Annotated in this window: 21 protein-coding genes and 1 tRNA gene; 16 read left to right on the top strand and 6 right to left on the bottom strand. The window is 64.7% G+C overall.

Annotated features, from left to right (window positions below; all coding sequences use genetic code 11):
- The first annotated feature begins 3 nt into the window (after positions 1 to 3).
- Positions 4 to 1,926 carry a DNA primase gene (gene dnaG, locus AAHS21_RS12945; protein ID WP_342928063.1) on the top strand — a complete coding sequence of 641 codons (1,923 nt, stop codon included), beginning with the start codon at positions 4 to 6 and terminating at the stop codon, positions 1,924 to 1,926.
- Here dnaG and AAHS21_RS12940 read toward each other — a convergent pair.
- Positions 1,901 to 2,179, bottom strand: a complete 279-nt coding sequence (locus AAHS21_RS12940; protein ID WP_342928062.1) for a hypothetical protein — start codon at positions 2,177 to 2,179, stop codon at positions 1,901 to 1,903. The genes dnaG and AAHS21_RS12940 overlap by 26 nt on opposite strands.
- A gap of 175 nt (positions 2,180 to 2,354) precedes the next feature.
- On the opposite strand from AAHS21_RS12940, the gene AAHS21_RS12935 reads away from it, so the two are divergent.
- Positions 2,355 to 2,427, top strand: a tRNA-Asn gene (locus tag AAHS21_RS12935).
- Between the two features lie 195 nt (positions 2,428 to 2,622).
- A complete protein-coding gene (locus tag AAHS21_RS12930; RefSeq protein ID WP_342928061.1) occupies positions 2,623 to 2,919 on the top strand; it encodes a DUF3349 domain-containing protein in 297 nt (98 codons plus the stop codon).
- Between the two features lie 178 nt (positions 2,920 to 3,097).
- Here the strand turns inward: AAHS21_RS12930 and AAHS21_RS12925 are convergent, their stop codons facing one another.
- From AAHS21_RS12925 to AAHS21_RS12905, 5 genes are all read right to left on the bottom strand, one after another.
- Complete coding sequence (locus AAHS21_RS12925; protein ID WP_342928060.1) at positions 3,098 to 3,544, bottom strand: hypothetical protein; 447 nt, start codon at positions 3,542 to 3,544, stop codon at positions 3,098 to 3,100.
- A gap of 500 nt (positions 3,545 to 4,044) precedes the next feature.
- On the bottom strand, positions 4,045 to 4,323 hold the full coding sequence (locus tag AAHS21_RS12920) for an ANTAR domain-containing protein (RefSeq protein ID WP_342928059.1): 279 nt from the start codon (positions 4,321 to 4,323) through the stop codon (positions 4,045 to 4,047).
- Between the two features lie 280 nt (positions 4,324 to 4,603).
- Positions 4,604 to 5,284 carry a serine O-acetyltransferase gene (gene cysE / locus AAHS21_RS12915; protein ID WP_342928058.1) on the bottom strand — a complete coding sequence of 227 codons (681 nt, stop codon included), beginning with the start codon at positions 5,282 to 5,284 and terminating at the stop codon, positions 4,604 to 4,606.
- A 2-nt stretch (positions 5,285 to 5,286) separates the two neighbouring features.
- Positions 5,287 to 6,219: a cysteine synthase A gene (gene cysK / locus AAHS21_RS12910; protein ID WP_342928221.1), complete on the bottom strand. Its 933-nt coding sequence runs from the start codon at positions 6,217 to 6,219 to the stop codon at positions 5,287 to 5,289.
- Entirely contained in the window at positions 6,206 to 7,474 is a 1,269-nt protein-coding gene (locus tag AAHS21_RS12905) for a thioester domain-containing protein (RefSeq protein ID WP_342928057.1), read from the bottom strand. Before AAHS21_RS12905 ends, cysK begins: the two co-directional genes overlap by 14 nt.
- Before the next feature lie 369 nt (positions 7,475 to 7,843).
- Between AAHS21_RS12905 and AAHS21_RS12900 the strand changes: the two genes are divergently transcribed.
- The 13 genes from AAHS21_RS12900 to AAHS21_RS12840 all read left to right on the top strand — a co-directional run bounded on the left by AAHS21_RS12900 (position 7,844) and on the right by AAHS21_RS12840 (position 22,166).
- Positions 7,844 to 8,767: a family 2A encapsulin nanocompartment shell protein gene (locus AAHS21_RS12900; protein WP_090609307.1), complete on the top strand. Its 924-nt coding sequence runs from the start codon at positions 7,844 to 7,846 to the stop codon at positions 8,765 to 8,767.
- Positions 8,754 to 10,661 carry a family 2A encapsulin nanocompartment cargo protein cysteine desulfurase gene (locus tag AAHS21_RS12895; protein ID WP_342928056.1) on the top strand — a complete coding sequence of 636 codons (1,908 nt, stop codon included), beginning with the start codon at positions 8,754 to 8,756 and terminating at the stop codon, positions 10,659 to 10,661. Before AAHS21_RS12900 ends, AAHS21_RS12895 begins: the two co-directional genes overlap by 14 nt.
- 667 nt (positions 10,662 to 11,328) lie before the next feature.
- Positions 11,329 to 12,096 (top strand): ABC transporter permease, encoded by a 768-nt coding sequence (locus tag AAHS21_RS12890; RefSeq protein WP_090603872.1) that lies wholly within the window; start codon positions 11,329 to 11,331, stop codon positions 12,094 to 12,096.
- Positions 12,093 to 12,941: an ABC transporter permease gene (locus AAHS21_RS12885; protein ID WP_342928055.1), complete on the top strand. Its 849-nt coding sequence runs from the start codon at positions 12,093 to 12,095 to the stop codon at positions 12,939 to 12,941. Before AAHS21_RS12890 ends, AAHS21_RS12885 begins: the two co-directional genes overlap by 4 nt.
- Positions 12,942 to 12,944: 3 nt before the next feature.
- The gene (locus tag AAHS21_RS12880; RefSeq protein ID WP_342928054.1) at positions 12,945 to 14,213 is read left to right on the top strand and encodes an MCE family protein; all 1,269 of its coding nucleotides are present in this window, start codon (positions 12,945 to 12,947) and stop codon (positions 14,211 to 14,213) included.
- Positions 14,210 to 15,238: an MCE family protein gene (locus AAHS21_RS12875; protein WP_342928053.1), complete on the top strand. Its 1,029-nt coding sequence runs from the start codon at positions 14,210 to 14,212 to the stop codon at positions 15,236 to 15,238. The genes AAHS21_RS12880 and AAHS21_RS12875 overlap by 4 nt, the downstream gene beginning before the upstream one ends.
- Positions 15,235 to 16,419, top strand: coding sequence for an MCE family protein (locus tag AAHS21_RS12870; RefSeq protein WP_342928052.1), 1,185 nt, complete (start codon positions 15,235 to 15,237; stop codon positions 16,417 to 16,419). The genes AAHS21_RS12875 and AAHS21_RS12870 overlap by 4 nt, the downstream gene beginning before the upstream one ends.
- The gene (locus tag AAHS21_RS12865) at positions 16,416 to 17,765 is read left to right on the top strand and encodes a virulence factor Mce family protein (RefSeq protein WP_342928220.1); all 1,350 of its coding nucleotides are present in this window, start codon (positions 16,416 to 16,418) and stop codon (positions 17,763 to 17,765) included. Before AAHS21_RS12870 ends, AAHS21_RS12865 begins: the two co-directional genes overlap by 4 nt.
- Positions 17,762 to 18,883: an MCE family protein gene (locus AAHS21_RS12860; protein ID WP_342928051.1), complete on the top strand. Its 1,122-nt coding sequence runs from the start codon at positions 17,762 to 17,764 to the stop codon at positions 18,881 to 18,883. The genes AAHS21_RS12865 and AAHS21_RS12860 overlap by 4 nt, the downstream gene beginning before the upstream one ends.
- Positions 18,884 to 20,353 carry an MCE family protein gene (locus tag AAHS21_RS12855; protein ID WP_342928050.1) on the top strand — a complete coding sequence of 490 codons (1,470 nt, stop codon included), beginning with the start codon at positions 18,884 to 18,886 and terminating at the stop codon, positions 20,351 to 20,353.
- 18 nt (positions 20,354 to 20,371) lie between these two features.
- Positions 20,372 to 21,055, top strand: coding sequence for an Mce protein (locus AAHS21_RS12850; RefSeq protein WP_342928049.1), 684 nt, complete (start codon positions 20,372 to 20,374; stop codon positions 21,053 to 21,055).
- Positions 21,052 to 21,657, top strand: coding sequence for a hypothetical protein (locus AAHS21_RS12845; RefSeq protein ID WP_342928048.1), 606 nt, complete (start codon positions 21,052 to 21,054; stop codon positions 21,655 to 21,657). Before AAHS21_RS12850 ends, AAHS21_RS12845 begins: the two co-directional genes overlap by 4 nt.
- 14 nt (positions 21,658 to 21,671) lie before the next feature.
- Positions 21,672 to 22,166, top strand: a complete 495-nt coding sequence (locus AAHS21_RS12840; protein ID WP_342928047.1) for a CAP domain-containing protein — start codon at positions 21,672 to 21,674, stop codon at positions 22,164 to 22,166.

Raw genomic sequence — 22,166 nt, 5'->3', positions numbered from 1 at the left:
CCGATGGCTGGCCGGATCTCCGATCGTGATATCGCCGCCATCCGTGAACGCGCCCGCATCGAGGAAGTCGTCGGCGACTACGTCCAGCTGCGCCGCGCGGGAGCCGACTCGCTGAAGGGGTTGTGCCCCTTTCACAACGAGAAGTCCCCGTCGTTTCACGTCCGCCCCAACCACGGCCACTTCCACTGCTTCGGCTGCGGTGAGGGCGGCGACGTATACGCGTTCATCCAGAAGATCGAACACGTCAGCTTTGTCGAAGCCGTCGAACTGCTCGCCGACCGGATCGGCCACACGATCACCTACACCGGCGCCGCGGCCACCAACGTGCAGCGCGATCGCGGCAGTCGCAGCAGGCTGATCGCGGCCAACGCCGCCGCGGCCGAGTTCTATGCCGCGGAGCTGGAGTCCGACGAGGCGGCGCCGGCACGTCAGTATCTGAAGGAGCGCAACTTCGACGCCGAGGCCGCCCGTCGCTTCGGCTGCGGATTCGCGCCGTCGGGCTGGGAGAAGCTGACAAAGCATTTGCAGCGCAAGGGTTTCGAGTTCAAGGAGCTGGAAGCAGCCGGCCTGTCCCGGGAGGGGCGCCGTGGGCCGATGGACCGCTTCCACCGCAGGCTGCTGTGGCCGATCCGCAGCTCGGCCGGCGAGGTGATCGGGTTCGGGGCGCGGCGGCTGTTCGACGACGACCCGATGGAAGCCAAGTACGTCAACACGCCCGAGACGCTGCTGTACAAGAAGTCGTCGGTGATGTTCGGCATCGACCTGGCCAAGCGCGACATCGCCCGGGGACACCAGGCCGTCGTCGTCGAGGGCTACACCGACGTGATGGCGATGCATCTGGCCGGGGTCACCACGGCGGTCGCGTCGTGCGGCACCGCTTTCGGCGACGAGCATCTGTCCATGCTGCGCCGGCTGATGATGGACGACAGTTTCTTCCGCGGCGAGTTGATCTACGTTTTCGACGGCGACGAGGCCGGCCGCGCGGCCGCGCTCAAGGCCTTCGGCGGCGAGCAGAATCTCGCGGGGCAGTCGTTTGTCGCGGTCGCCCCGGACGGTATGGATCCCTGCGATCTACGGCTGGCGTCCGGTGACGGCGCGCTGCGCGACCTGGTGGCGCGACGAACTCCGTTGTTCGAGTTCGCGATTCGCACGGCGATCGCCGAGTTCGACCTGGACAACGCCGAAGGCAGAGTCGCCGCGCTGCGTCGCTGTGTGCCGATGGTGGGCCAGATCAAGGACTCCACGCTGCGTGACGAATACGCCCGCCAGCTCGCCGGCTGGGTGGGTTGGGACGACGTCGCGCAGGTCATCGACCGAGTGCGGACCGAGGCCAAGAAGTCCAAGGCGCCGGCGACACCGTCCGGCTCGACGCCCGGCCCCCGCCGCGGCGCCGAGCAGCCGGCCCGACGCGCGCCGGCCGAGCCCGCCGCCCGTCCCGACCCCAAGGACCCGACGTTGTGGCCACAGCGCGAGGCGCTCAAGTCGGCGTTGCAGTACCCGGCGTTCGCCGGCCCGGTGTTCGACACGCTGACCGTCGAGAGCTTCACCCACCCCGGGTACGCGGCCGTGCGCGCGGCCATCGACGCGGCCGGCGGCACGTCGACCGGCATCACCGGCGCGCAGTGGATCGACACGGTGCGCCGCCAGACCACCTCGACCCTGACAGCCGGACTGATCAACGAGCTCGGCGTGGAGGCCGTCTCTGTTGATGACGAGAAGCTGCCCCGCTACATCGCCGGGGTACTGGCGCGTCTGCAGGAAGTCTGGATGGGCCGCCAGATCGCCGAGGTCAAGTCCAAGCTGCAGCGCATGTCACCGATCGACCAGGGCGACGAGTACCACGCGTTGTTCGGCGACCTGGTTGCCATGGAGGCCTACCGGCGCAGCCTGCTGGAGCAGGCTAGCGGCGACGATCTGACGGCGTGAGGGCCTCGTCGGCCGGCCGCTCGACCTCGCGCTGCACGACGGCCGTCTCGTTGTCGATCTCGGCCACGGTGACAAAACCCGCGTCGGGCGAGATCGTGTTCGCGATCTTGCGCCGCCCCCCTTCGATCATCGAACGGGCCATCGGACTGCTGGTCAGCGCGCGATAGGTACCGACGAGCTGCTCGTATCGGCGGCGGCCGGCTTTCGAGCCCAGCACGTAGCCCAGTCCGAGCACGACGACATAGCGGATCAAAGCGTCCCTCCCCACGCGGTGCGGATGGGTCCATCCTGCCTCACTCGGCGCGGTGCGTGCGCGCCCGATCGGTCTAGCTGGGCGCGCACGGCCGGCCGGCGAACTTGGGCGCGGCCGGGCCAGTACGCTAGAGTCGTCCAGCGATCCGCGCCAGATTTCGCGCGGGCCAGGTTAATCCCCTGTAGCTCAATTGGCAGAGCATTCGGCTGTTAACCGAAGGGTTGGTGGTTCGAGTCCACCCGGGGGAGCAGGCAACGGCGCATCTGCAGTCCAGCGTGCTCGGGAGCGCCGGCAACAGGGGGCTCGATATCCATGGTTCGAAATTTGACGGGTGTACAGAGCATGGTGCGTTTACGTCACCGTCAGTTAAATAGCGATGCGTACGGTTGGCCCGTCTCACTCGTGTGTGACCGCACATGACGGCAGGAGGGTGGTGTCGGGCGGTGCCGTTGACCGGATTGGTGACCACATTCGACGCTGTCATTCGCGCCGGCTACCCGCAGGGTGTGCCGTACGCCGACTACGTCCCGCTGTTGGCGCTGCTGCGGCGGCGCATGCCCGACAACGCGGTGGCCGCGGTGGCGACCCACGTCGCGGCCAGCGGTGAGCTCAACATCGATGCCTCCGATATCCAGGCGGCCATCACGCGCGTCGCGGCCGAACTGCCTTGCGCGGCCGATCTCGAACGTGTCCAGGGCCGGCTCGCGGCGATCGTCGGATTGACCCAACAACCCGCGTAGTTACCGGTCTAGTCGTAGCTCGCGGCCGGCCCCTAGTGAAAGCCGTTGCGGCACAGCGAATCCTACTAGATTCGCGATGCTGTGGTTGCCTATCAGAGCAAAGAGAATAAGCGATGGCGCGAACCGGCTTCCGGATTACAGTGACCGCCACGGTCAGACGTTTGCCAAAAGCCCGCTGTCAAATGACGCGGAAAGGCACTCGATCGTAGAAGTCGCTGAAAGCTCTGGAAGCGCCATTTTTTTGGTTGTGGAGAACCCGCGCGGCGTCGCGATCCCAGCTGGTGATGTCGAGGCCGTCGAAACCCGCGCCGATCGGCAGGATTGCGCGGCCGCCGTCGACGTTGGCGTAGTCGACGCGGTCGACTAGTGATCCCCGCCAGAAGACGTCGGCGCTCGCGATGAGCACCGAGCTGTCGGGGAAGACTGCGGACCATCCGAATTCGGTGTCAGACCGGGTCGGGGAGCCAAAGCGCAACCCGTAGCAGATGGTCAGGTCGATGTCAGACTTGTACACGAGTGTGGTGTGATCGAACCGGCTTTTGTAATTGTCGCTTTCCTCGATTTTATGCCAGTCGGCCGGTTCGGATTCCCGCACCAACTGGCGCAACTCAGCCAATGTTGTCATTTCAACGTGTGCCCCTTAATGAGCTTTTCACCGTTCCGCGCGGGAAGCGTACGCCGATAAGGTGTTTGCTGCACGCCTAATCATTCCGAATTTGTGCGTTGGTGGTCCGAGTCCATCCTGGGAGCCACCTGAGTCGAGGCCTCCTATTAGGCCATTAGGTCTGGCCGAGCCAAAATCTAGTTCTCGCACCGAGTGCCGGGCCACGATATGGCCCATCGCTGCAGTTGGGTTGCGGTCGGAGCGCTTCGCGGAGGTGCTCGCCGCGCTATCCCGGCGACACCGAAAAGGTGCAGTTCGAGGCCGAGCGAATCGCCGCAGCCCGACCTTGGTCGGGGCCATGCGGGAGAGCGCGTCCTATATCAGGATCGCGTACGCGATTGGCCTGCCCGCCAACTCGACGACGCGGCCGGCTGGTCGGTGCTGGGGGTGGCCCGAGCTGGAGAGCCCAATTCCCCGCGGCCGCCGCATCGTTGGATCGACTCATTCGCGCAGGTCGAGCTTCACAGCAGGTAAGTCAGGCCCCACTCACGCTCGGCGGCGAGCTGGGCGGCGATGTCGCCCTTGATATCATCCTCCCCGCTGGCCAGGCTGACCAGGGCGCCGGCCAGGGCGAAGATGGGGGCGCGGTGCCGCTCGCTGACCGAGATCAGCTCCCGAAATGCGGCGTTAGCGCTGTATCGGCGCCAGCCGACGAGGATGCCGATTGCGGTGTCCAGGGCCCGGATGTCCGGCTTGCGCCCCGGGCTGAGGTGTGGCTGACTCGCGAGGGTTTCAGTCATGTCGATCTCCTGAGTTGAAATATGGTGTCCGGTAGGCGTTCTAACGCCTAATGAGTGGTAGCTCATCGAAGAGCATGAGAGGCAAGCAAATTGGACGACGCGCCGAATGGCGCGGGGACCTCAATGGCAACAGTGCGCCGCGCGGCAGCGCCGATCGACGAGGCGCCGCGGGAACTGTTGCATCAGTTCAGTCTATTTGATCGGGCGTGTAGCAAAAGGTTTGGGGTACAAGTGATTTAAATCGCGCTCACGCTGTCGGCTGTTGTCGTCAACTCGACGCTCAGATCGAGAAGTCCTCGCCGTTCCAAACCCCCTTTTCGGGAGGCCGGATGACGCGGCCGCTTTGCGGGCTGCTGCTTTGAGCCTCGAGTTTGGCAACGCGGGTGAGCAATTGCTGCAGGCTCACCCCCACCAGATCGGGCAGTGAATCGTCCTCACCGCCCGGTCCGGATCGGCTGACGATCTGGCCAGGCACCCCGACAACCACGCTGCTCGACGGAACCTCTTTGACCACAACGGCATTGGCGCCGATACGGCTGTCTTCGCCGATTTTGATCGGGCCGAGAACCTTGGCCCCGGCGCCGATAATCACCCGGTCGCCGATAGTGGGGTGCCTTTTGCCGGGATCCGTGCTGATACCGCCGAGCGTGACGCCGTGGTAAATGGTGACGTCGTCGCCGATTTCGGCGGTCTCGCCGATCACCACGCCGGTCGCGTGGTCGATGAACAATCCGCTGCCCAGCGTTGCGCCGGGATGGATTTCGACCCCGGTGAAGATACGGATGAGCTCGCCCATGATGCGGGCGGCGACCCGCGCGCCGCGGTGCCACAGCCAATGGCTGATCCGATGCCCCCAAATGGCGTGCACGCCCGGGTAGGCGAAAATCACCTGCAGCGCCGACGGCCGGGCCGGATCCCGCTCGATTGCGGCCCGAATGTCCTGCCGTATCGCTGCCAGCATTACTAGTCGGCCAAATCCGCGAACAACGGAGTGCTCAGATAGCGCTCGCCGAAGGACGGCAGCACGACGACGATCAGCTTGCCGGCGTTCTCCGGGCGGCGGGCCACCCGAAGCGCGGCTACCACGGCAGCACCCGACGAGATGCCGACCAGCAGCCCCTCTTCCCGGGCCAGCCGGCGGGCCAGGTTGATCGACTCGTCGTTGCCGACCGCGATGACCTCGTCGATGAGATCGAGGTCCAGCACCGGTGGGATGAACCCGGCCCCGATGCCCTGAATCGGATGGGGGCCTTTTTGGCCGCCGGACAGCACCGGCGACGCCTCCGGTTCCACCGCGATGAACTGAACCGAGGGCTTTCGCTCCTTGATGACTTGGGCGACTCCGGTGATGGTGCCCCCGGTGCCGACCCCCGCGACGAAAAAGTCGATCTTGCCGTCGGTGTCACGCCACACCTCTTCGGCCGTGGTCTTGCGGTGGATCTCCGGGTTGGCGGGGTTTTCGAATTGTTGCGGAATGAAATAGCGCTGGTCGGTCTTGGCCAGTTCCTCGGCCTTGGCGATGGCCCCCGGCATACCCTCCGAACCGGGGGTCAGGATGATTTCGGCACCATATGCCCGCAGCACCTTGCGCCGCTCGACGCTCATCGTCTCGGGCATCGTCAGCACCAGCTTGTAGCCGCGGGCCGCGGCCACCATCGCCAGGGCAATTCCGGTGTTCCCGCTGGTCGGCTCGAGGATGATGGTGTCTTCCCGGATCAGGCCGGCGGCCTCGGCCGCATCGATCAGAGACACGCCAATGCGGTCCTTGACGCTGGCGGCAGGGTTGAAGGACTCCAGCTTGGCGACGACCGTCGCACCTGCGCCGTCGGTGACCCGGTTCAGCCGGACCAGGGGAGTGTTGCCAACAAGTTGGGTGATGTTCTCAGCGATGGTCACAGTCGCCATTCCAGCGAATGTCGAGGTGGATTGCAACGTCGGCTGGTACGGCGAGCGCGACCGGAGTGAATTGATCGGCCGACTCGGGCGCCAGTCCGGTCAGCACTCGTCCGGCGATTCGGTGCGGCGTCGAGGCGGTCAACGTCGTCGCCGAGGTGCCGGATGCCGGACGCATGTAGAAGTCGTTACCCGGGTGCACGGTTCCCTCGATGGCAAAGCCGTCGGCATCGACCAACGAGTGACCGTCTCCCACGTTGAGCGTCAAGGGAATTCGCACCCGGAACGGCCCGATGAGTTCGGGTCCGGCGATGGCCTGGGTATCGACGAGCACCTGTTCGTCGGACGGGGCTATGGACCTCAAAGCTCCAGAAAGCAGGTAGTTGTACAGATGTACGACGCCCTCGGCGTTGCGGTAGTGCCGAGTTCCGGTGAGCCGGAAGTCCACGTGGCCGATCGGCGGTGTGGTGCCGGGCTCGGCGTCGGTGATGAGTCGGTAGTAGCGATAGCCGCGTCCGCGGTGGCCGTGGCTGCTGCTCGACAGGGTGCTGCCGATTCCCAGTGTGCGTTCGTAGCGGCCCATGGCCGCGTCGGTGGTCAGCTTGGATCCCGAAACATCTTGCCAGTCAACATTATCGATGGATTTTTGTAGTCTTACAGAGACGGCGTGATCGGAGGTGGTCCAGACCGAGTAGCCGCCGAGTTGTGGTTGGCCGTCGAATTCGAACGTCATCACCGGACCGGGTACCCCGTGTACGGCGACGGGAACATTCAGCGGCTGAGTATCCAGAGCCAGGCCATTGGTCAGGTACCAGATCGCAGCCTGCGTAGCGGCAATCGCTTCGTGTTCCTCGAGATTCGCGTGTCCCAGTGGGTAACCGGCCTGGCGCAACCGCCGACTGAGGTCGGCGGTCGTTCGCATCGGATAGGAATGGCGCAGAATCCAATCCACCTCGGCTTCGCAGTCGCGGCTGCGCAGGTGTTGCAAAGCGGACCAGCTCCCCAACCGATAGCGCGACGGCAGGTGTGGTGCGATGCCCGCGAAGTCCAGCGAATAGGCGCGCAGATTGGGGTGCAAGCGGATCAGGTCGGTTCGCGCGGTGCTGCCGTCGCTGAACACGATCGTGTCCACGGTGTGGGAGTAGGTGCCACCGCGGTAGCGCGTCATATGCGGCAGTTCTTCGGCCGGTCGGCCGGTGATGCGTTGTCGGATGGCCACCGGCGCCAATGTGCGGCCGGATAGGGATAGCACGGTCATGAATCGCTGTTCTTCCTGCAAGCTGTCGACTGGGGCGGCGCGCCTCGGTACGCGCGGGCCGGTCCGCCCGCTAGCGGGATAAAAGCGCGACGATTAGAACGTCAGATTTGGGGTCGTCAGGAATCAACAACAGCGACAACAGTCCACGGCAAGGCAGCGCGAAGGGATGGGGCGCAGCTGTGCAGCGTGGTGCATGCGTCCACTATAGGGCAACATCCGCTGCGGGTTTGCCTGCCCGATAGCGCCTCGAACTGCGGTTGAAAAAACCCCGGTGAGTCTTACGATTGCCTCGGCTCAGCGGTGCGCTGGCGGCAGGTGGCCCTCGTTGGCTCGACACCCGCGCAGGTACTCCACGACGGAAGGATCAAGATGACGTCGGCTCAGAACGAGTCTCAGGCACTCGGCGACCTCGGTGCCAGGCAGCTCGCAAATGCGACCAAAACCGTCCCGCAGCTCTCGACGATCACCCCCCGGTGGTTGCTGCACCTGCTGAGCTGGGTGCCGGTCGAGGCCGGTATCTACCGGGTCAACCGCGTCGTCAACCCCGAGCGGGTGGCCGTGACCGCCCAAGAGGGCGCCTCGCTGGACACGCCACTCGCCGAGACCTTCGTCGACTATGAGACCAGCCCGCGCGAATACACGCTGCGCACGATTTCCACGCTGCTCGACGTGAGCACCCGCGTTTCCGACCTGTACTCCAGCCCGCACGACCAGATCACCCAACAGCTGCGGCTGACCATCGAGACGATCAAAGAGCGCCAGGAATTCGAGCTGATCAACAGCCCCGAATACGGGTTGCTGGCACAGGCGACCCCGGAGCAGACGATCGAAACGCTCGGTGGCGCCCCGACGCCGGATGATCTGGACTCGCTGATCACGCGGGTGTGGAAGACGCCGAGCTTCTTCCTGACCCACCCGCAGGGCGTCGCCGCGTTCGGCCGCGAAGCCACCTACCGCGGCGTGCCGCCCGTGGTCGTCAGCCTGTTCGGCGCGCAGTTCATCACCTGGCGCGGCATCCCGATCATTCCGTCGGACAAGGTGCCGCTGGAAGACGGCAAGACCAAGATCCTGCTGGTGCGCACCGGCGAAGAGCGTCAGGGTGTGGTGGGCCTGTTCCAGCCGGGCCTGGTTGGTGAGCAGGCGCCGGGGTTGTCGGTGCGGTTCACCGGGATCAACCAGTCGGCGATCGCCCGCTACCTGGTCACGCTGTACACGTCCCTGGCTGTTCTGACCGACGACGCGCTCGCCGTCCTCGACGGTGTGGCTGTGGACCAGTTCCATGAGTACAAGTGAGTACCGGTCGGTAGACGCCGAAAGCGACCTGCCCGTCAGCGCCGCGGAGCTCGCGGCCCTGGCCACGCAGCTGTATGCGGCGCGTTTCCGGCCCGGTCCGGACACCCCGCCGCAGACGGCGCCGGTCGCCCCGCGCGGAAACCTGCCGGACACTACGGCCGCGGCCTCGGCGGTTAGGACTGCCGCCGGTTCGTCGGATCCGTTCCCGACACAGGTTCCGCCCCTCGGCTTCACCGACATCTACGTTCCGGCTCCGACTTCGCCGGGGCCCGACGGTCTGCCCCAGGCGGTGCCCGTCGCCCCGCGTGGCAGCGTGCCCGACACCACGGCGGCGCCCTCGGCCGCCTGGACGACGGCCGGTGCCGCGGATCCGTACGTGCCGCCCGGGGTTGCCGATCTCAGTGCGTTCGCGGTGCCCACCGAGGGCATCGTCTCGACGCAGCCGGGTGTACTGGCCGGCGCGAGGCCCAGTGCTCCGGTGGCGCCCCGCGGCTCGGTGCCGTATTCGGGGACCGAGTGGCCGACGACGGCGCCGTCGGTGCCCGACATCGGTTGGGTCGACCCGGTTCCGGTAGCTGTGCCCGCGGGCGACGAGGTCAACTACCACTTCCTGACCTCTTCCTTGTCGGAGGCCGATCCGGTCCCGGTATTGCCGGACGACCACGAGGTGTTCGACGTCAACGCGATACGGGCCGACTTCCCGATCCTCAAGGAGACGGTCAACGGAAAGCCGCTGATCTGGTTCGACAACGCCGCCACCACTCAGAAGCCGCAGGTGGTGATCGACCGGCTGGCCTACTTCTACGCCCACGAGAACTCCAACATTCACCGGGCCGCACACGAATTGGCGGCTCGCGCCACCGATGCGTATGAAGAGGCGCGCGAGACCGTGCGGCGCTTCATCGGTGCACCCAAGGCCGAGCAGAACATCTTCGTGCGGGGGACCACCGAGGCCATCAACCTGGTGGCCTACGCGTGGGGCGGCAAGCATCTGGGCCCCGGCGACGAGATCGTCATCACGCACTTAGAGCACCACGCCAATATCGTTCCGTGGCAACTGCTTTCGCAACAGACCGGGGCGGTCCTGAAAGTGGCGCCGGTCGACGATGCCGGTAACCTGCTGCTCTCGGAATTCGAGGACTTGCTGGGACCCAAGACGAAACTGGTTGCGGCCACTCAGGTTTCGAATGCGCTGGGCACGGTGACGCCGGTGGAGAAAATCGTTGCGCTGGGTCACCGGTACGGGGCGCGGGTGCTGATCGACGGCGCGCAGTCGATTCCGCACATTCCGGTCGACGTCGCGGAGCTCGGCGTGGACTTCTTCGCCTTCTCCGGCCACAAGATTTACGGCCCGACCGGGATCGGGGTGCTGTACGGCTCCGAGGAGGCGCTGGCCGAGACTCCGCCGTGGCAGGGTGGCGGCAACATGATCGCCGATGTCACGCTGGAACGCTCGCTCTACCAAGGGCTTCCGAACAAGTTCGAGGCCGGCACCGGCAACATCGCCGACGCTGTCGGTCTGGGCGAGGCGCTGCGCTACGTCGAACGCGTTGGGATCGAACGTATCTCGGCCTACGAGCACGCGCTGCTCGACTACGCGACCCCGCGCCTGGCCGACATCCCCGGCGTTCGCCTGGTCGGTACCGCGGACGAGAAGGCCAGCGTGCTGTCCTTCGTGCTGGCCGGCCACGAGCCGCTCGAGGTCGGTAAGGCGCTCAACGCCGAAGGGATCGCGGTGCGTGCCGGACACCACTGTGCCCAACCGATTTTGCGTCGGTACGGCCTGGAGGCAACGGTTCGCCCGTCGTTCGCCTTCTACAACACGTTCGAGGAGATCGACGTGTTCCTCAAGGCGGTGCGCCGGATCGCCGAGGGTGGCACCAACGTCGGCTAGCTTCGACTGTGCGGCCAGGGATTCGAGTGTGCGCCCACGCCGGCATCGCTCGGCGTGTCGCGGCCGGGGCTGCACACTCGTTGCCGAGAACGCACACTCGACCGACATAGCCGGCGCCCAGCAACGTGATTTCTGTTCATTCTGAACGGAACTCTTGATTTGGGCCACGGTTCGCCGAACCGTGGCGAGCGGCGGCAATAACCGCACGCCGACGGTGGCCGGGAATGCTCAAGTGGGTTTCGAGATGACGGAAAGAATTTCGCGCGGCGATTTCAGTATCGGCATGGGCGAGCGGCCTTTTATCGATTCCTGCCGCCGCCGCCACGACCTCGCGATCGAAGGCTTCGCGGCCCGCTGGCCGGGGCGCCGCCGCGCGCCTCCGTGCGCCCTGCAGCTCCGGGATTCGGCCCCACCAGCGGGTTCGTCACGAACGTCCGTCGGACGTTACCGGCGTCTGCCAGATTTCTTCTGGTTGATTGCAACCCTGACGCCGGGCATAGCTTTGCCCGTAAATTGCTGCGATGTTCCATGTGTACAAACAGACGATGCGGTCCACGTGTAAACAAAGCCGACCCTTCCGGGCCGGCTAGTTACATACGAGTAAAAAGCATTACGAAAATGGGGGCCGCATGAGTCGAATGGGTCGTCGGTGCTCTGGGCAGGTCCTGTGAACGGCACCGCCATCGCAAAGCCGATGAATGCGCTGGGTGAGTTTTTCATGCTCAGCGCCGAGGCATTGGTGACCGCGCTGCGCCGCCCGTGGGCCTGGCGCGAGATTCTTGAGCAGATCTGGTTCGTCGCGCGGGTGTCGATCTTTCCGACGATCATGCTCTCGATTCCCTACACGGTGCTGATCGTGTTCGTCCTCAACATTCTGCTCGTTGAGATTGGTGCAGGAGACTTGTCCGGTGCAGGGGCGGGGCTGGCCTCGGTGACCCAGGTCGGACCGGTTGTCACGGCGATGGTGGTCTCGGGTGCCGGGTCGACCGCCATGTGCGCCGATTTGGGTGCTCGCACCATCCGTGAGGAAATCGATGCGATGAAGGTCATCGGCGTCAACCCGGTTCAGGCACTGGTTGTTCCGCGCATCATTGCTGCCACCTTCGTCGCGGTGCTGCTGTACTCGGTGGTCGCGGTGACCGGATTGACGGGCAGCTACATCTTCGTGGTCTTCGTGCAACACGTCACGCCCGGCGCGTTCATCGCGGGCATGACACTGGTCACCGGTCTTCCGCAGGTGGTGATTTCGCTGATCAAGGCGACCCTGTTCGGGCTGTCTGCCGGCCTGATCGCCTGCTACAAGGGCCTTTCGGTGGGCGGTGGCCCGACCGGCGTCGGTAACGCGGTCAACGAGACGGTGGTCTTCTCCTTCATGGCGTTGTTCTTCATCAACATCGTGACCACCGCGCTCGGGGTGAAAGTGACCGCCAAATGACCGCTCTCACACGCGGTCCGTCATGGCTGGAGGCTGTTGGCCCGAAGCTGGTGGCCTCTACCCGCAAGCTGGGAGAGCAGACCGAGTTCTATGGGAAGTCGTTGGCGGCCACCGTTGACGCGGTTCGGCGCTACCCCAACGAGTTGCTACGGCTGATTGCCGAGATGGGCATGGGCACCGGCGCACTGGCGGTGATCGGCGGCACCGTCGGCATCATCGGGTTCTTGACCCTGACCACCGGTGCGCTGGTCGCGGTGCAGGGCTACGACACGCTGTCCAACATCGGCGTAGAAGCGCTGACCGGATTTCTGTCGGCGTTTTTGAACGTCCGGATGATCGCGCCCTGCACGGCCGGGCTAGCCCTGGCGGCCACCATCGGCGCGGGTGCAACGGCACAGCTGGGTGCGATGCGCATCAACGAGGAGATCGATGCGCTGGAAGTCATGGGCATTCGCTCGATCACCTATCTGGCCTCCACGCGGATCATCGCGGGCGTCCTGGTCGTCATTCCGCTCTACGCCGTCGCGGTGCTGATGTCGTTCATCGCGGCGAAGTTCCTCACGATCTATGCCTACGGCCAGTCACGAGGCGTGTACGAGCACTACTTCTCCACCTTCTTGCGTCCCAACGACTTGATGTGGTCGTTCCTCTCGGCGCTGACGATGGCGACGGGTGTGATGGTCGTGCACACGTATTACGGCTTTAACGCGACAGGTGGTCCCGCCGGAGTGGGGGAGGCCGTCGGTCGTTCAGTGCGGTCCTCGATGATCGTCACGGCGTTCGTCTGCCTGATGATCTCGCTGTCCGTCTACGGGCAGTCCGGCAACTTCAACCTGTCCGGATAGTCAATGAGCAACCACAGGGAAAGCGGACCCGGTAGACCAAATAGAGTTCGCGCCAGCAGGATCGACCCGATCTGGTGGGCGCCGACGTTATTCATCCTGATCGGTGGGCTGATCGTGGTGACCGCCGGTTCGTTCTCCGGAAAGTTTCAGGACTTCGTCCCGCTCACGTTGGTGTCGGATCGGGCCGGGCTGGTGATGGAACCGGGCGCCAAGGTGAAGTTGCGCGGGGTGCAGGTTGGCACGGTCGCCTCGATCGGCACCGATGTGAAAGCGGCTCAGCTGCAACTGAAGATGGATCCCGGCTCGTTCAAGTATCTGCCGAGCAACCTCGAGGCCGAGATCAAGTCGACCACCGCGTTCGGGTCCAAGTACGTCAACCTGATCGTGCCCGAGCAGGCCAGCCACACCCCGTTGAAGCCCGGGGCGGTGGTGCGCTCACGCAATGTCACCGTCGAGGTGAATACGGTTTTCGAAAACCTGCAATCGGTGGTCCAGGCGCTCGACCCGGCCAAGCTGAATGCGATCCTGTCGGCCTTCGCGCAATCGGTGCGCGGTAAGGGCGACCGGCTCGGACAGGCGATCACCGATTCGAACAATCTGCTGCTCACCGTCAACCCGCGCATGGACACCATCCACCGGGACTGGCAGCTGTTCGGCAAAACCACTGCTATCTATTCCGATGCCGCGCAGGACATCCTGTCCATCCTCGATTCCGCGGCAACCACCAGCACCACCCTCACCGAAAACCAGCGGTCGCTCGACTCGCTACTGCTGTCCGCGATCGGCTTCAGCCAGACCGGTATCAACGTGATCGGTAGAAACGAACCCAACATCGTGCGGTCGATGAGCCTGCTCGACCCGACCTTGACTCTGTTCAACAAGTACTCGCCGACCTACACGTGCTTGTTTCAGGGGGCGCAGTGGTATGTCGACCACGGTGGCCGAGATGCGCTGGGCGGCAATGGGTATTCGGTGATTCTCGACGCTGCGCTGCTCTTCGGCGACGACCCGTACCGGTTCCCGAAGCACCTTCCGAAGGTCAACGCCACCGGCGGGCCGGGCGGTAGACCCAGCTGCGGTTCGCTACCCGACCCGAGCGCGAACTTCCCGGTGCGCGCGCTGGTCACCGACACCGGTTGGGGCGCGGCGCCGAACGAGATCCGCACCAACGTGGCCACCGGAAACCCATGGTGGGCCAACTACTTCCCGACCACGAAGAACCCTCCCGAGCCGCCTCGCTACTTCTGGCGCGGGGGGCAGCCGCCACCATGAGAAGGAAACTCTCGAGCATCATCGCGCGTGTCGCGATCTTCACGCTGGTGTGCCTGCTCTTCACCTTCTCGCTGATCGCGGTGTTCGGGCAGCTGCGCTTTGAGGACCGCACCGATTATCAAGCGGTCTTTACGAACATCTCCGGTCTGAAGTCCGGAAACTTTGTTCGTATCGCCGGCGTGGAGGTCGGCAAGGTCGGCGATCTCACTCTGCACCGTGACGGCACCGTCACGGTCGGCTTCGCGATCGACAACGGGATCCGGCTCACCGAGGGAACCAAAGCCGTCGTACGGTACGAAAACCTAATCGGTGACCGCTATCTCGCGCTCGAAGAGGCTCCCGGGCCGCCGCGCCGGCTGCCGCCGGGTTCGACTATTCCGCTGGCCCGGACGTCGCCCGCTCTTGACATCGACGCGCTTATCGGCGGTTTCCGCCCGCTGTTCCGGGCGCTGGATCCCGATCAGGTCAACGCATTGTCCGGTCAGCTCCTTCGAATCTTCCAGGGACAGGGCGGCACGCTGGCGTCGGTGCTGTCGCAGACCTCGATGCTGACCTCGACGCTGGCCGGGCGCAGCCAATTGATCGGCGAGCTGATCACCAACCTGAATACGGTGCTGCACACCTTCGCCGCGCGCGATCGCGAGTTCTCCGACGGCCTGGACAAACTGGTCCAGTTCGTGGAGGGACTGGCACAGCGCAAGGACGACATCTCCACCGGGCTGGCCTATGTCAACGCCGCCGCCGGTTCCGTCGCCGATTTGCTTGTCCAGTCCCGCCAGCCGATCAAGGACGTGGTACACGAGACCGACCGCGTATCCGCACAGGTGCTTTCCGACCGCGACTATCTCGACAAACTGCTCAAGGACCTCCCCGATATCTATCAGGTGCTGGCCCGCCAGGGTCTCAACGGTGACTACTTCGGCTTCTACTTCTGCGAGGTTTTGCTGAAGGTCAACGGCAAGGGGGGCAACCCGATCTTCGTCAAACTTTTGGGCCAGCCCAGCGGGCGGTGCACGCCCCAATGAGACTGAAGCTGCCCAAGATCAAGCCGCTTGGCCGCCGGAGCCCGTTCGCGTTAGGACTGATGGGCACCGCGATTCTGGCCTGCATCACGATCGTCGCATTTCAGTACAACAAGCTGCCCTTCGTCAAAAACACGGATGACTACGCCGCCTACTTTTCCGAGGCGGGTGGCATCAAACCCGGTAATACCGTGCGGGTTTCGGGGCTGGGCGTCGGTCGGGTCTCCGATATCCGGCTGGAGGGCACCAAGGTCCGGGTCGGCTTCACCGTTCGCCAGGGCATCGAGCTGGGCGACCGCACCGAGGCGGCGATCAAGACCGAAACGATCCTGGGCTCCAAGATGCTGGAGCTCACGCCGCGTGGCGAAGGTCGGTTGTCCGGCCCCATTCCGCTGTCCCGCACACACTCGCCCTACGACCTGCCCGACGCGCTGGGCGACCTAACCACCACCATCAGCGGCCTTGACACCGTTCAATTGTCCTCGGCGCTGACGACATTGGCGGATACCTTCAAGGAGACACCGCCGAACCTACGGCCCGCACTGGAAGGTGTGGCCCGGTTCTCCGACACTCTCAACGGTCGTGACGCGCAGCTGCGCAACCTGCTGGGCAACGCCAACAAGGTGTCGACCGTGCTGGGCAAGCGCAGTCAGCAGATCGCCGGCCTGGTCGCGAACTCCAACGCGCTACTGGCCGCACTGCTCGACGAGCGGGATTCGCTGGACGCCCTGATGAACAACCTCACCGCGGTGTCGCATCAAATCTCCGGGTTGGTCGCCGACAACAGAACCCAACTCAAGCCGGCCCTGGACAAACTCAACGGTGTGCTCGAGATCCTGGACAACCGCAAGGAAGATATTCAGCGCACCTTGCCGAAGTTCAAGCGATACGCGATGTCATTCGGCGAATGCCTGGGTTCTGGACCATTTTTCAAGGCCTACGTGGCGAACCTGCTTCCCGGCCAGATCGGTGGGCCGGTCCTGGACGCGGACATGTATGACCGTTTCCTGGATCCCGATCAGAAGCTGCCCTCCGAAGCGGTGGATCCGCCTACCGGAACCCCGCCCGTGCCGCCGGAGAACGCACCGGTCCCGTTGTGGTCGCAGCCGCCGTCCCCGCCGCCGTCGACGCCGCCGGTGCGGACCATCCCGCCGCCTTCACCACACGACTTCGACGGGCCATGAACATGACTCGAGACACCATGCGCAAGGCCACCGCGATCTGCCTAGTGCTGACGCTGGCCGCGGCGTCGTTCCTGATTGTCAGGAATCTGTGGAAAGAGGTCGAAAAGAACACGTACACCGCGTATTTCACGGAGGCCAACGGTCTGTTCGTCGGCGACGAGATTCGCATCCTCGGTGTGGCCGTCGGCGTCGTGGACAAGATTGAACCGCAGCCCACCAGCTCCAAGGTGACGTTCTCTGTCGACAAGCAGTACCCGGTCCCGGCCGATGCGCGTGCCGCGATCTTGTCGCCGTCGCTGGTGACGTCACGAGCTATTCAACTCGTACCGGCCTACTCCGGCGGGCCCAAACTGAGCCCAGGCGCGTCGATTCCGTTGAACCGCACGGCGGTGCCCGTCGAATGGGACGACTTCCGCAGACAGCTGGAGAAGCTGAGCGAGGCGTTACAGCCGACCACTCCGGGCGGGGTCAACTCCGTCGGCGAGTTCGTCAACTCGGCCGCTGATAACCTGCGTGGCCAGGGGGACACGGCGCGCGACACCGTTATCAAGCTGTCCCAGGCGATCTCGGCGCTCGGCGATCACGCCGACGACATCTTCAGCACGGTGCGCAATCTGCAGCTACTGGTCTCGGCCCTGTACTCCAGCAGCGATCTGCTGGCCTCGTTCAACAGGAATCTGGCCAGTGTGACGACGGTGCTGACGAATAGTCCGAATGAAGTCGGCAATGCGTTAAAGGCTTTGGATGGCGCCCTGGTGGATGTACGCGACTTCCTCGCCGAGAACCGCGAAGCGATGGGCGTCACGTTCGACCGGCTGGGGTCGATCACGACCGCGCTGAACGACAGCCGCGGCGACATCAAGCAGATACTGCACATCGCCCCGACGGTGTTTCAGAACTTCCTGAACATCTATCAACCCGCACAGAGCGCGATGACCGGCATCTTGGCGTTGAACAACTTTGCCGACATTCCGCAGTTCATTTGCAGCTCGATCGAAGCGGCATCCCGGGCACGCCTGGCCAGGGTGTCGAAGTTGTGCCTGCAGTACATCAACCCGATTATCAAGAACCGCATCTACAACTACATCCCTGCCGGCATCAATCCCTTTGTCGGGACGCAGGCCCGGCCGAGCGAGATCACCTACAGCGAGGACTGGTTGCGGCCCGGTTATACGCCCCCGCCGCCACCCGAGGCGCCATCACCGCCGGACGCACCACCGCCTGCGGGATCGCCGCCCCCGGCGCAGGCGCCGCCATCGGTCGAGGCGCCGCCACCGCCGAGTGCCGGCATGAGCTCGATCCAGGTGTTGCAGAACCTGATGCTGCCGACGGGGCCTGAATCATGAGGCGGGCGATGGCCGCAGTGCTCGGTTTAGCCTGTCTCGCAGCGCTTTCCGGGTGCGGATGGCGGGGCCTGAATTCGTTTACCCTGCCCGGTACCTCCGGTGGCGGGCCAGGTGCCTACACGATTCAGGCGCAAATGCCGGACGTGGTGACCATTCAGCAGAACACGCGTGTTCGGGTCGACGACGTCAACGTCGGTAACGTCACCAAGATCGAGCTGCAAGACTGGCACGCGCTGGTCACCATGCGTATCAACGGCGATGTGCGGTTGCCGGCCAATTCGACCGCCAAGCTGGGCCAGACCAGCCTGCTCGGTTCGATGCACATTGAGCTCACGCCGCCCAAGGACGAGCCTCCGGTGGGCCAACTCAAAAACGGGTCGGTCATCCCGCTATCGCGGGCGAGCTTGTACCCGACCACCGAACAGACGTTGGCGTCGGTGTCAATCTTGCTCAACGGCGGGGGAATTGGGCAGTTGCAGGAGATCAACCAGGCCGTCGCCAAGGCGTTCGCGGGCCGCGAAAACGACATGCGCAGCCTGCTGAACCAACTGGATGAATTCATCGCGAAGACCAATGATCAGACCGACGACATCATTGCCGCCGCCGAGAACCTCAACGCCCTGGCGGGCCAGGTGGCCGCCAGCGACCCGGTCGTCGACAAGGCCCTGATGACGGTGCCCAAAGCGCTCGCGGTGTTGGCGGCCGAGCGCACCAAGATCGCCGAAACAATCGACCAGGTCGGCAAGTTCAGCGCGATCGCGGCCGACACCATTCACCAGAGCAGGGAGTCCCTGGTCAACAATCTGCGCAATATCGCACCGGTACTGCGCTCGCTTGCCGACGCCGGGCCCTCGCTCACCAGGGGCCTCGACGGCCTGGCGACGTACCCTTGGCCGACGTCCACGGTGCGCAACTGGTTCCGCGGCGACTACGCCAACCTGACCCTGGTCGTCGACTTGACGTTGAGCCGTATCGACCAGGGACTGTTCACCGGCTCGCGATGGGAAGGCAACCTGACCCAACTCGAACTGCTGTGGGGACGCACGATCGGCATGCAGCCCAGCCCGGTCACCGGTGGCAACCCGCTGACCTACCCCTATCACTTCGGGGGGTACTAGATGCTGCGTCTGAATCGCCGTACCTGGATCCAGTTGGCCATTTTGACCCTGGTGACCGTGGTTTCTTGTGGCGCAATGGCGTTCAACTTCATGAAGCTGCCCGCCACGCTGTTCGGCATCGGCGAGTACGGCGTCATCGTCGATCTGCCGCAGTCGGGTGGTTTGTACCAGACATCGGTCGTCACCTACCGCGGCACCGACGTGGGCCAGGTCAAATCGGTCGACGTCACCGCAACCGGGGTGCGCGCGGTGCTCGCGATGCGATCCGGGGTCAAAGTCCCTGCCAATGTCCAGGCTTCGGTGCACAGCCGCTCGGCGATCGGTGAGCAATATATCGAATTGACCCCGCAGCAGGGCAAGGACGGTGAACAATCCCGGCCGCTGCAGGCCGGCGACGTCATCCCGGCCGGCCACGTCGACGTACCCGTCGACATCGGCCACCTGCTTGACATGACCAACCGCGCGCTGCAAGCGATTCCACGGGACAATTTGCACACGGTGATCGACGAGACCAACCGGGCGGTCGGCGGACTGGGCCCGGAGCTGTCGCGGATCGTCGACGGGTCAACAGCATTGGCCATTGCGGGCGGCCAGACGCTCGACCCACTCGCTACCCTGATCGACCAATCACCCGCGGTGCTGAGCACACAGGTGCAGACGTCGGACGCGATTGCCACCTGGGCCAGTCGAACATCGGCCCTGATGGCGCAATTCAAGGCACAGGATGCCGCGGTGCGAGATCTGCTGACACAAGGCACTTCTGGTGTCGAAGAGGGTCGCGCATTGCTCGACCGGGTGTCGCCGGCGCTGCCGGTGCTCTTCGCCAACCTGGTGAGCCTCGGCGACATCGCCGTCGTCTATCGCCACGACATCGAACAGCTTCTGGTGCTGCTCCCGCAGGGCATCGCCGCCATGGCGGCGATCATCGTGCCGAGCTCGAACACCAAACAGGAGTATCGGGGCGCGCAGTTGGACTTCAATCTCAACCTCAACCTGCCGCCGCCGTGCACCACCGGGTATCTGCCCCCGCAGCAGCGCCGCTCACCGGCCAGCGTCGATGCTCCCGACCGCCCGGCAGCAGACCTGTTCTGCCGGCTGCCGCAGGACTCTGAGCTCAATGTCCGTGGCGTACGCAATATTCCGTGTGAGGCCAAACCATGGAAGCGCGCGCCGACGATCGAGCTGTGCGAAAGCGACGAGGAGTATGTGCCGCTCAACGAGGGCTACAACTGGAAGGGCGATCCCAACGCCACGACCAGCGGCCAGGGCGTGCCGATGTACCCGCCGGGACAGGATCCGCGGCTGCCACCGCCGCGGGGCACCGCGCCACCGGCCCCGCCGCTTGCGGTCAGCACGTATGACCCGGCCACGGGCGACTACATAGGTCCCGACGGGCGGCATTACACCGAATCCGACTTGGCGCACCCGCGTGCCAAAAACTGGCAATCCCTACTGGTGCCGCCAGCGTAGGAGTGTGAAGGAGAAACAATGGCCGATGAGCCCGATACCCCAGAGACCGAAGAAAAGGTCACTGCGCCAACGGATGCCGAAGACTACGACGCGTCCGCAGATGACGCCGCGGACAACGCCGCCGACGGCGACGCAGTCGCGTCGGCCGAGGAGAGCGACGACGGCGAAAGCCGGTCCCCAGGCCGGCTGGCCCGTTGGCGCCGGCGGGCCACGAGCCGTCGACTTTCCCGCACCGGATCGGCATTGGTTGCCAGCGCGGCCATCGTGGCGGCGGTGACGGGCTTGGCCGGCTGGCTGGGATTGCGCGCCTACGAAACCAAGCACGCCCAAGCCCAGCGCGAGCAGTTCGTCCAAGTTGCCCGCCAGGGCGCGGTGAACCTCACCACGATCAACTACACCGAGGTCGATGCGGACGTGCAGCGAATTCTTGACCAGGCCACCGGGGCCTTCCGCGAAGACTTCGAGCAGCGGGCCAAGCCATTCATCGAGGTCGTCAAGGCGGCGCAGTCGAAATCGGAGGGCACGGTAACCGATGCGGGTCTGGAATCGCAGCGGGGAGATTCGGCTCAGGTATTGGTGGCGGTCGCGGTGAAGTCGCGGACTGCGGGCGGCGAAGAGGCGCCGCGGGAATGGCGGATGCGCATCGAGGTCCGCTCGGTCGGCAACGACACCAAGGTCTCCAACGTGGTGTTCGTGCCATGACCGCGGTCAAGGACGACGCCGTGACCGAAAGTCCCGACGAAGTGCTGGTCGAGGAGCCGACAGACTCGGCCGAGGAGGCGGATTCGGCCGAGACCGAAACCCCACGCGAGCGTCGGCGGATCCCGTGGCTGCGGGTGCTCGCTTACGGCGTGCTGCCCGCGATCGCATTGCTGGTGGCGCTGGGGGCGGGCTACCTACGCTGGGTGATCGGGTCAACCGACGAGCTGGCGCAGGCCCGCACCGAATCGGTCCGGGCGGCAAGCGAAGACGCCGCCGTCTTGCTCTCCTACAAGCCCGACACGGCCGACAAGGATCTCGGCGCGGCACGCGAGCGGCTGACCGGTGAGTTCAAGGACGCCTACGGCGAATTGATCCGCCAAGTGGTGATCCCCGGTGCGAAAGAAAAACACATCTCCTCAGCAGCCAAAGTGACTGCGGCATCGTCGGTTTCAGCGAGCGCTAACCACGCTGTGGCCCTGCTGTTCGTCAACCAGACGGTGACCATTGGCGACGGCGCTCCCACCGATACCCAGCCGGTCATCAAAGTGACACTGGACAAGGTCGATGGCCGATGGCTGGTTTCGCGTTTCGATCCGGTGTGATTCGAGGAGGTCGGATGACGACGTGGCTACGCTCGCTGTCCGTCGCCGTGCTGGTGGCGGTAACCAGCGCACTGGCGGCCCCGGCCGCGCACGCCGACAATAAGCGGCTCAACAGTGCTGTCGTCTCCGCTGTCTATACCCTGCAGCACCAGGCGGGTTGCACCAACGACGTCATCCGCAACAACGCGTTGACCCTGGCCGCGCAATGGCACGCCGATGACATGATCAATAACCGAAACATCAACGACGACATCGGATCCGATGGATCGACACCGCAAGACCGAGCCACCGCCGCAGGATTCCGCGGCAAGGCCGCCGAGACGGTGGCAATCAATCCGGCCATTGCGATCAGCAGCCTGGAGCTGGTCAACCAGTGGTATTACAACCCCGCGGACATGGCCATCATTCGCGACTGCGCCAACAACAACATCGGAGTGTGGTCCGACAACAGCCTGGACCGCACCGTCGTGGTCGCGGTGTACGGGCAGCCGGCGCCGCCCGGCCGCTAA

This window comes from Mycobacterium sp. 050272, assembly GCF_039023525.1.
In the GTDB taxonomy this organism is placed as follows: domain Bacteria; phylum Actinomycetota; class Actinomycetes; order Mycobacteriales; family Mycobacteriaceae; genus Mycobacterium.
Note: the sequence above shows the minus strand (reverse complement) of the source record. Positions and strands in the feature narration are given on the sequence as shown.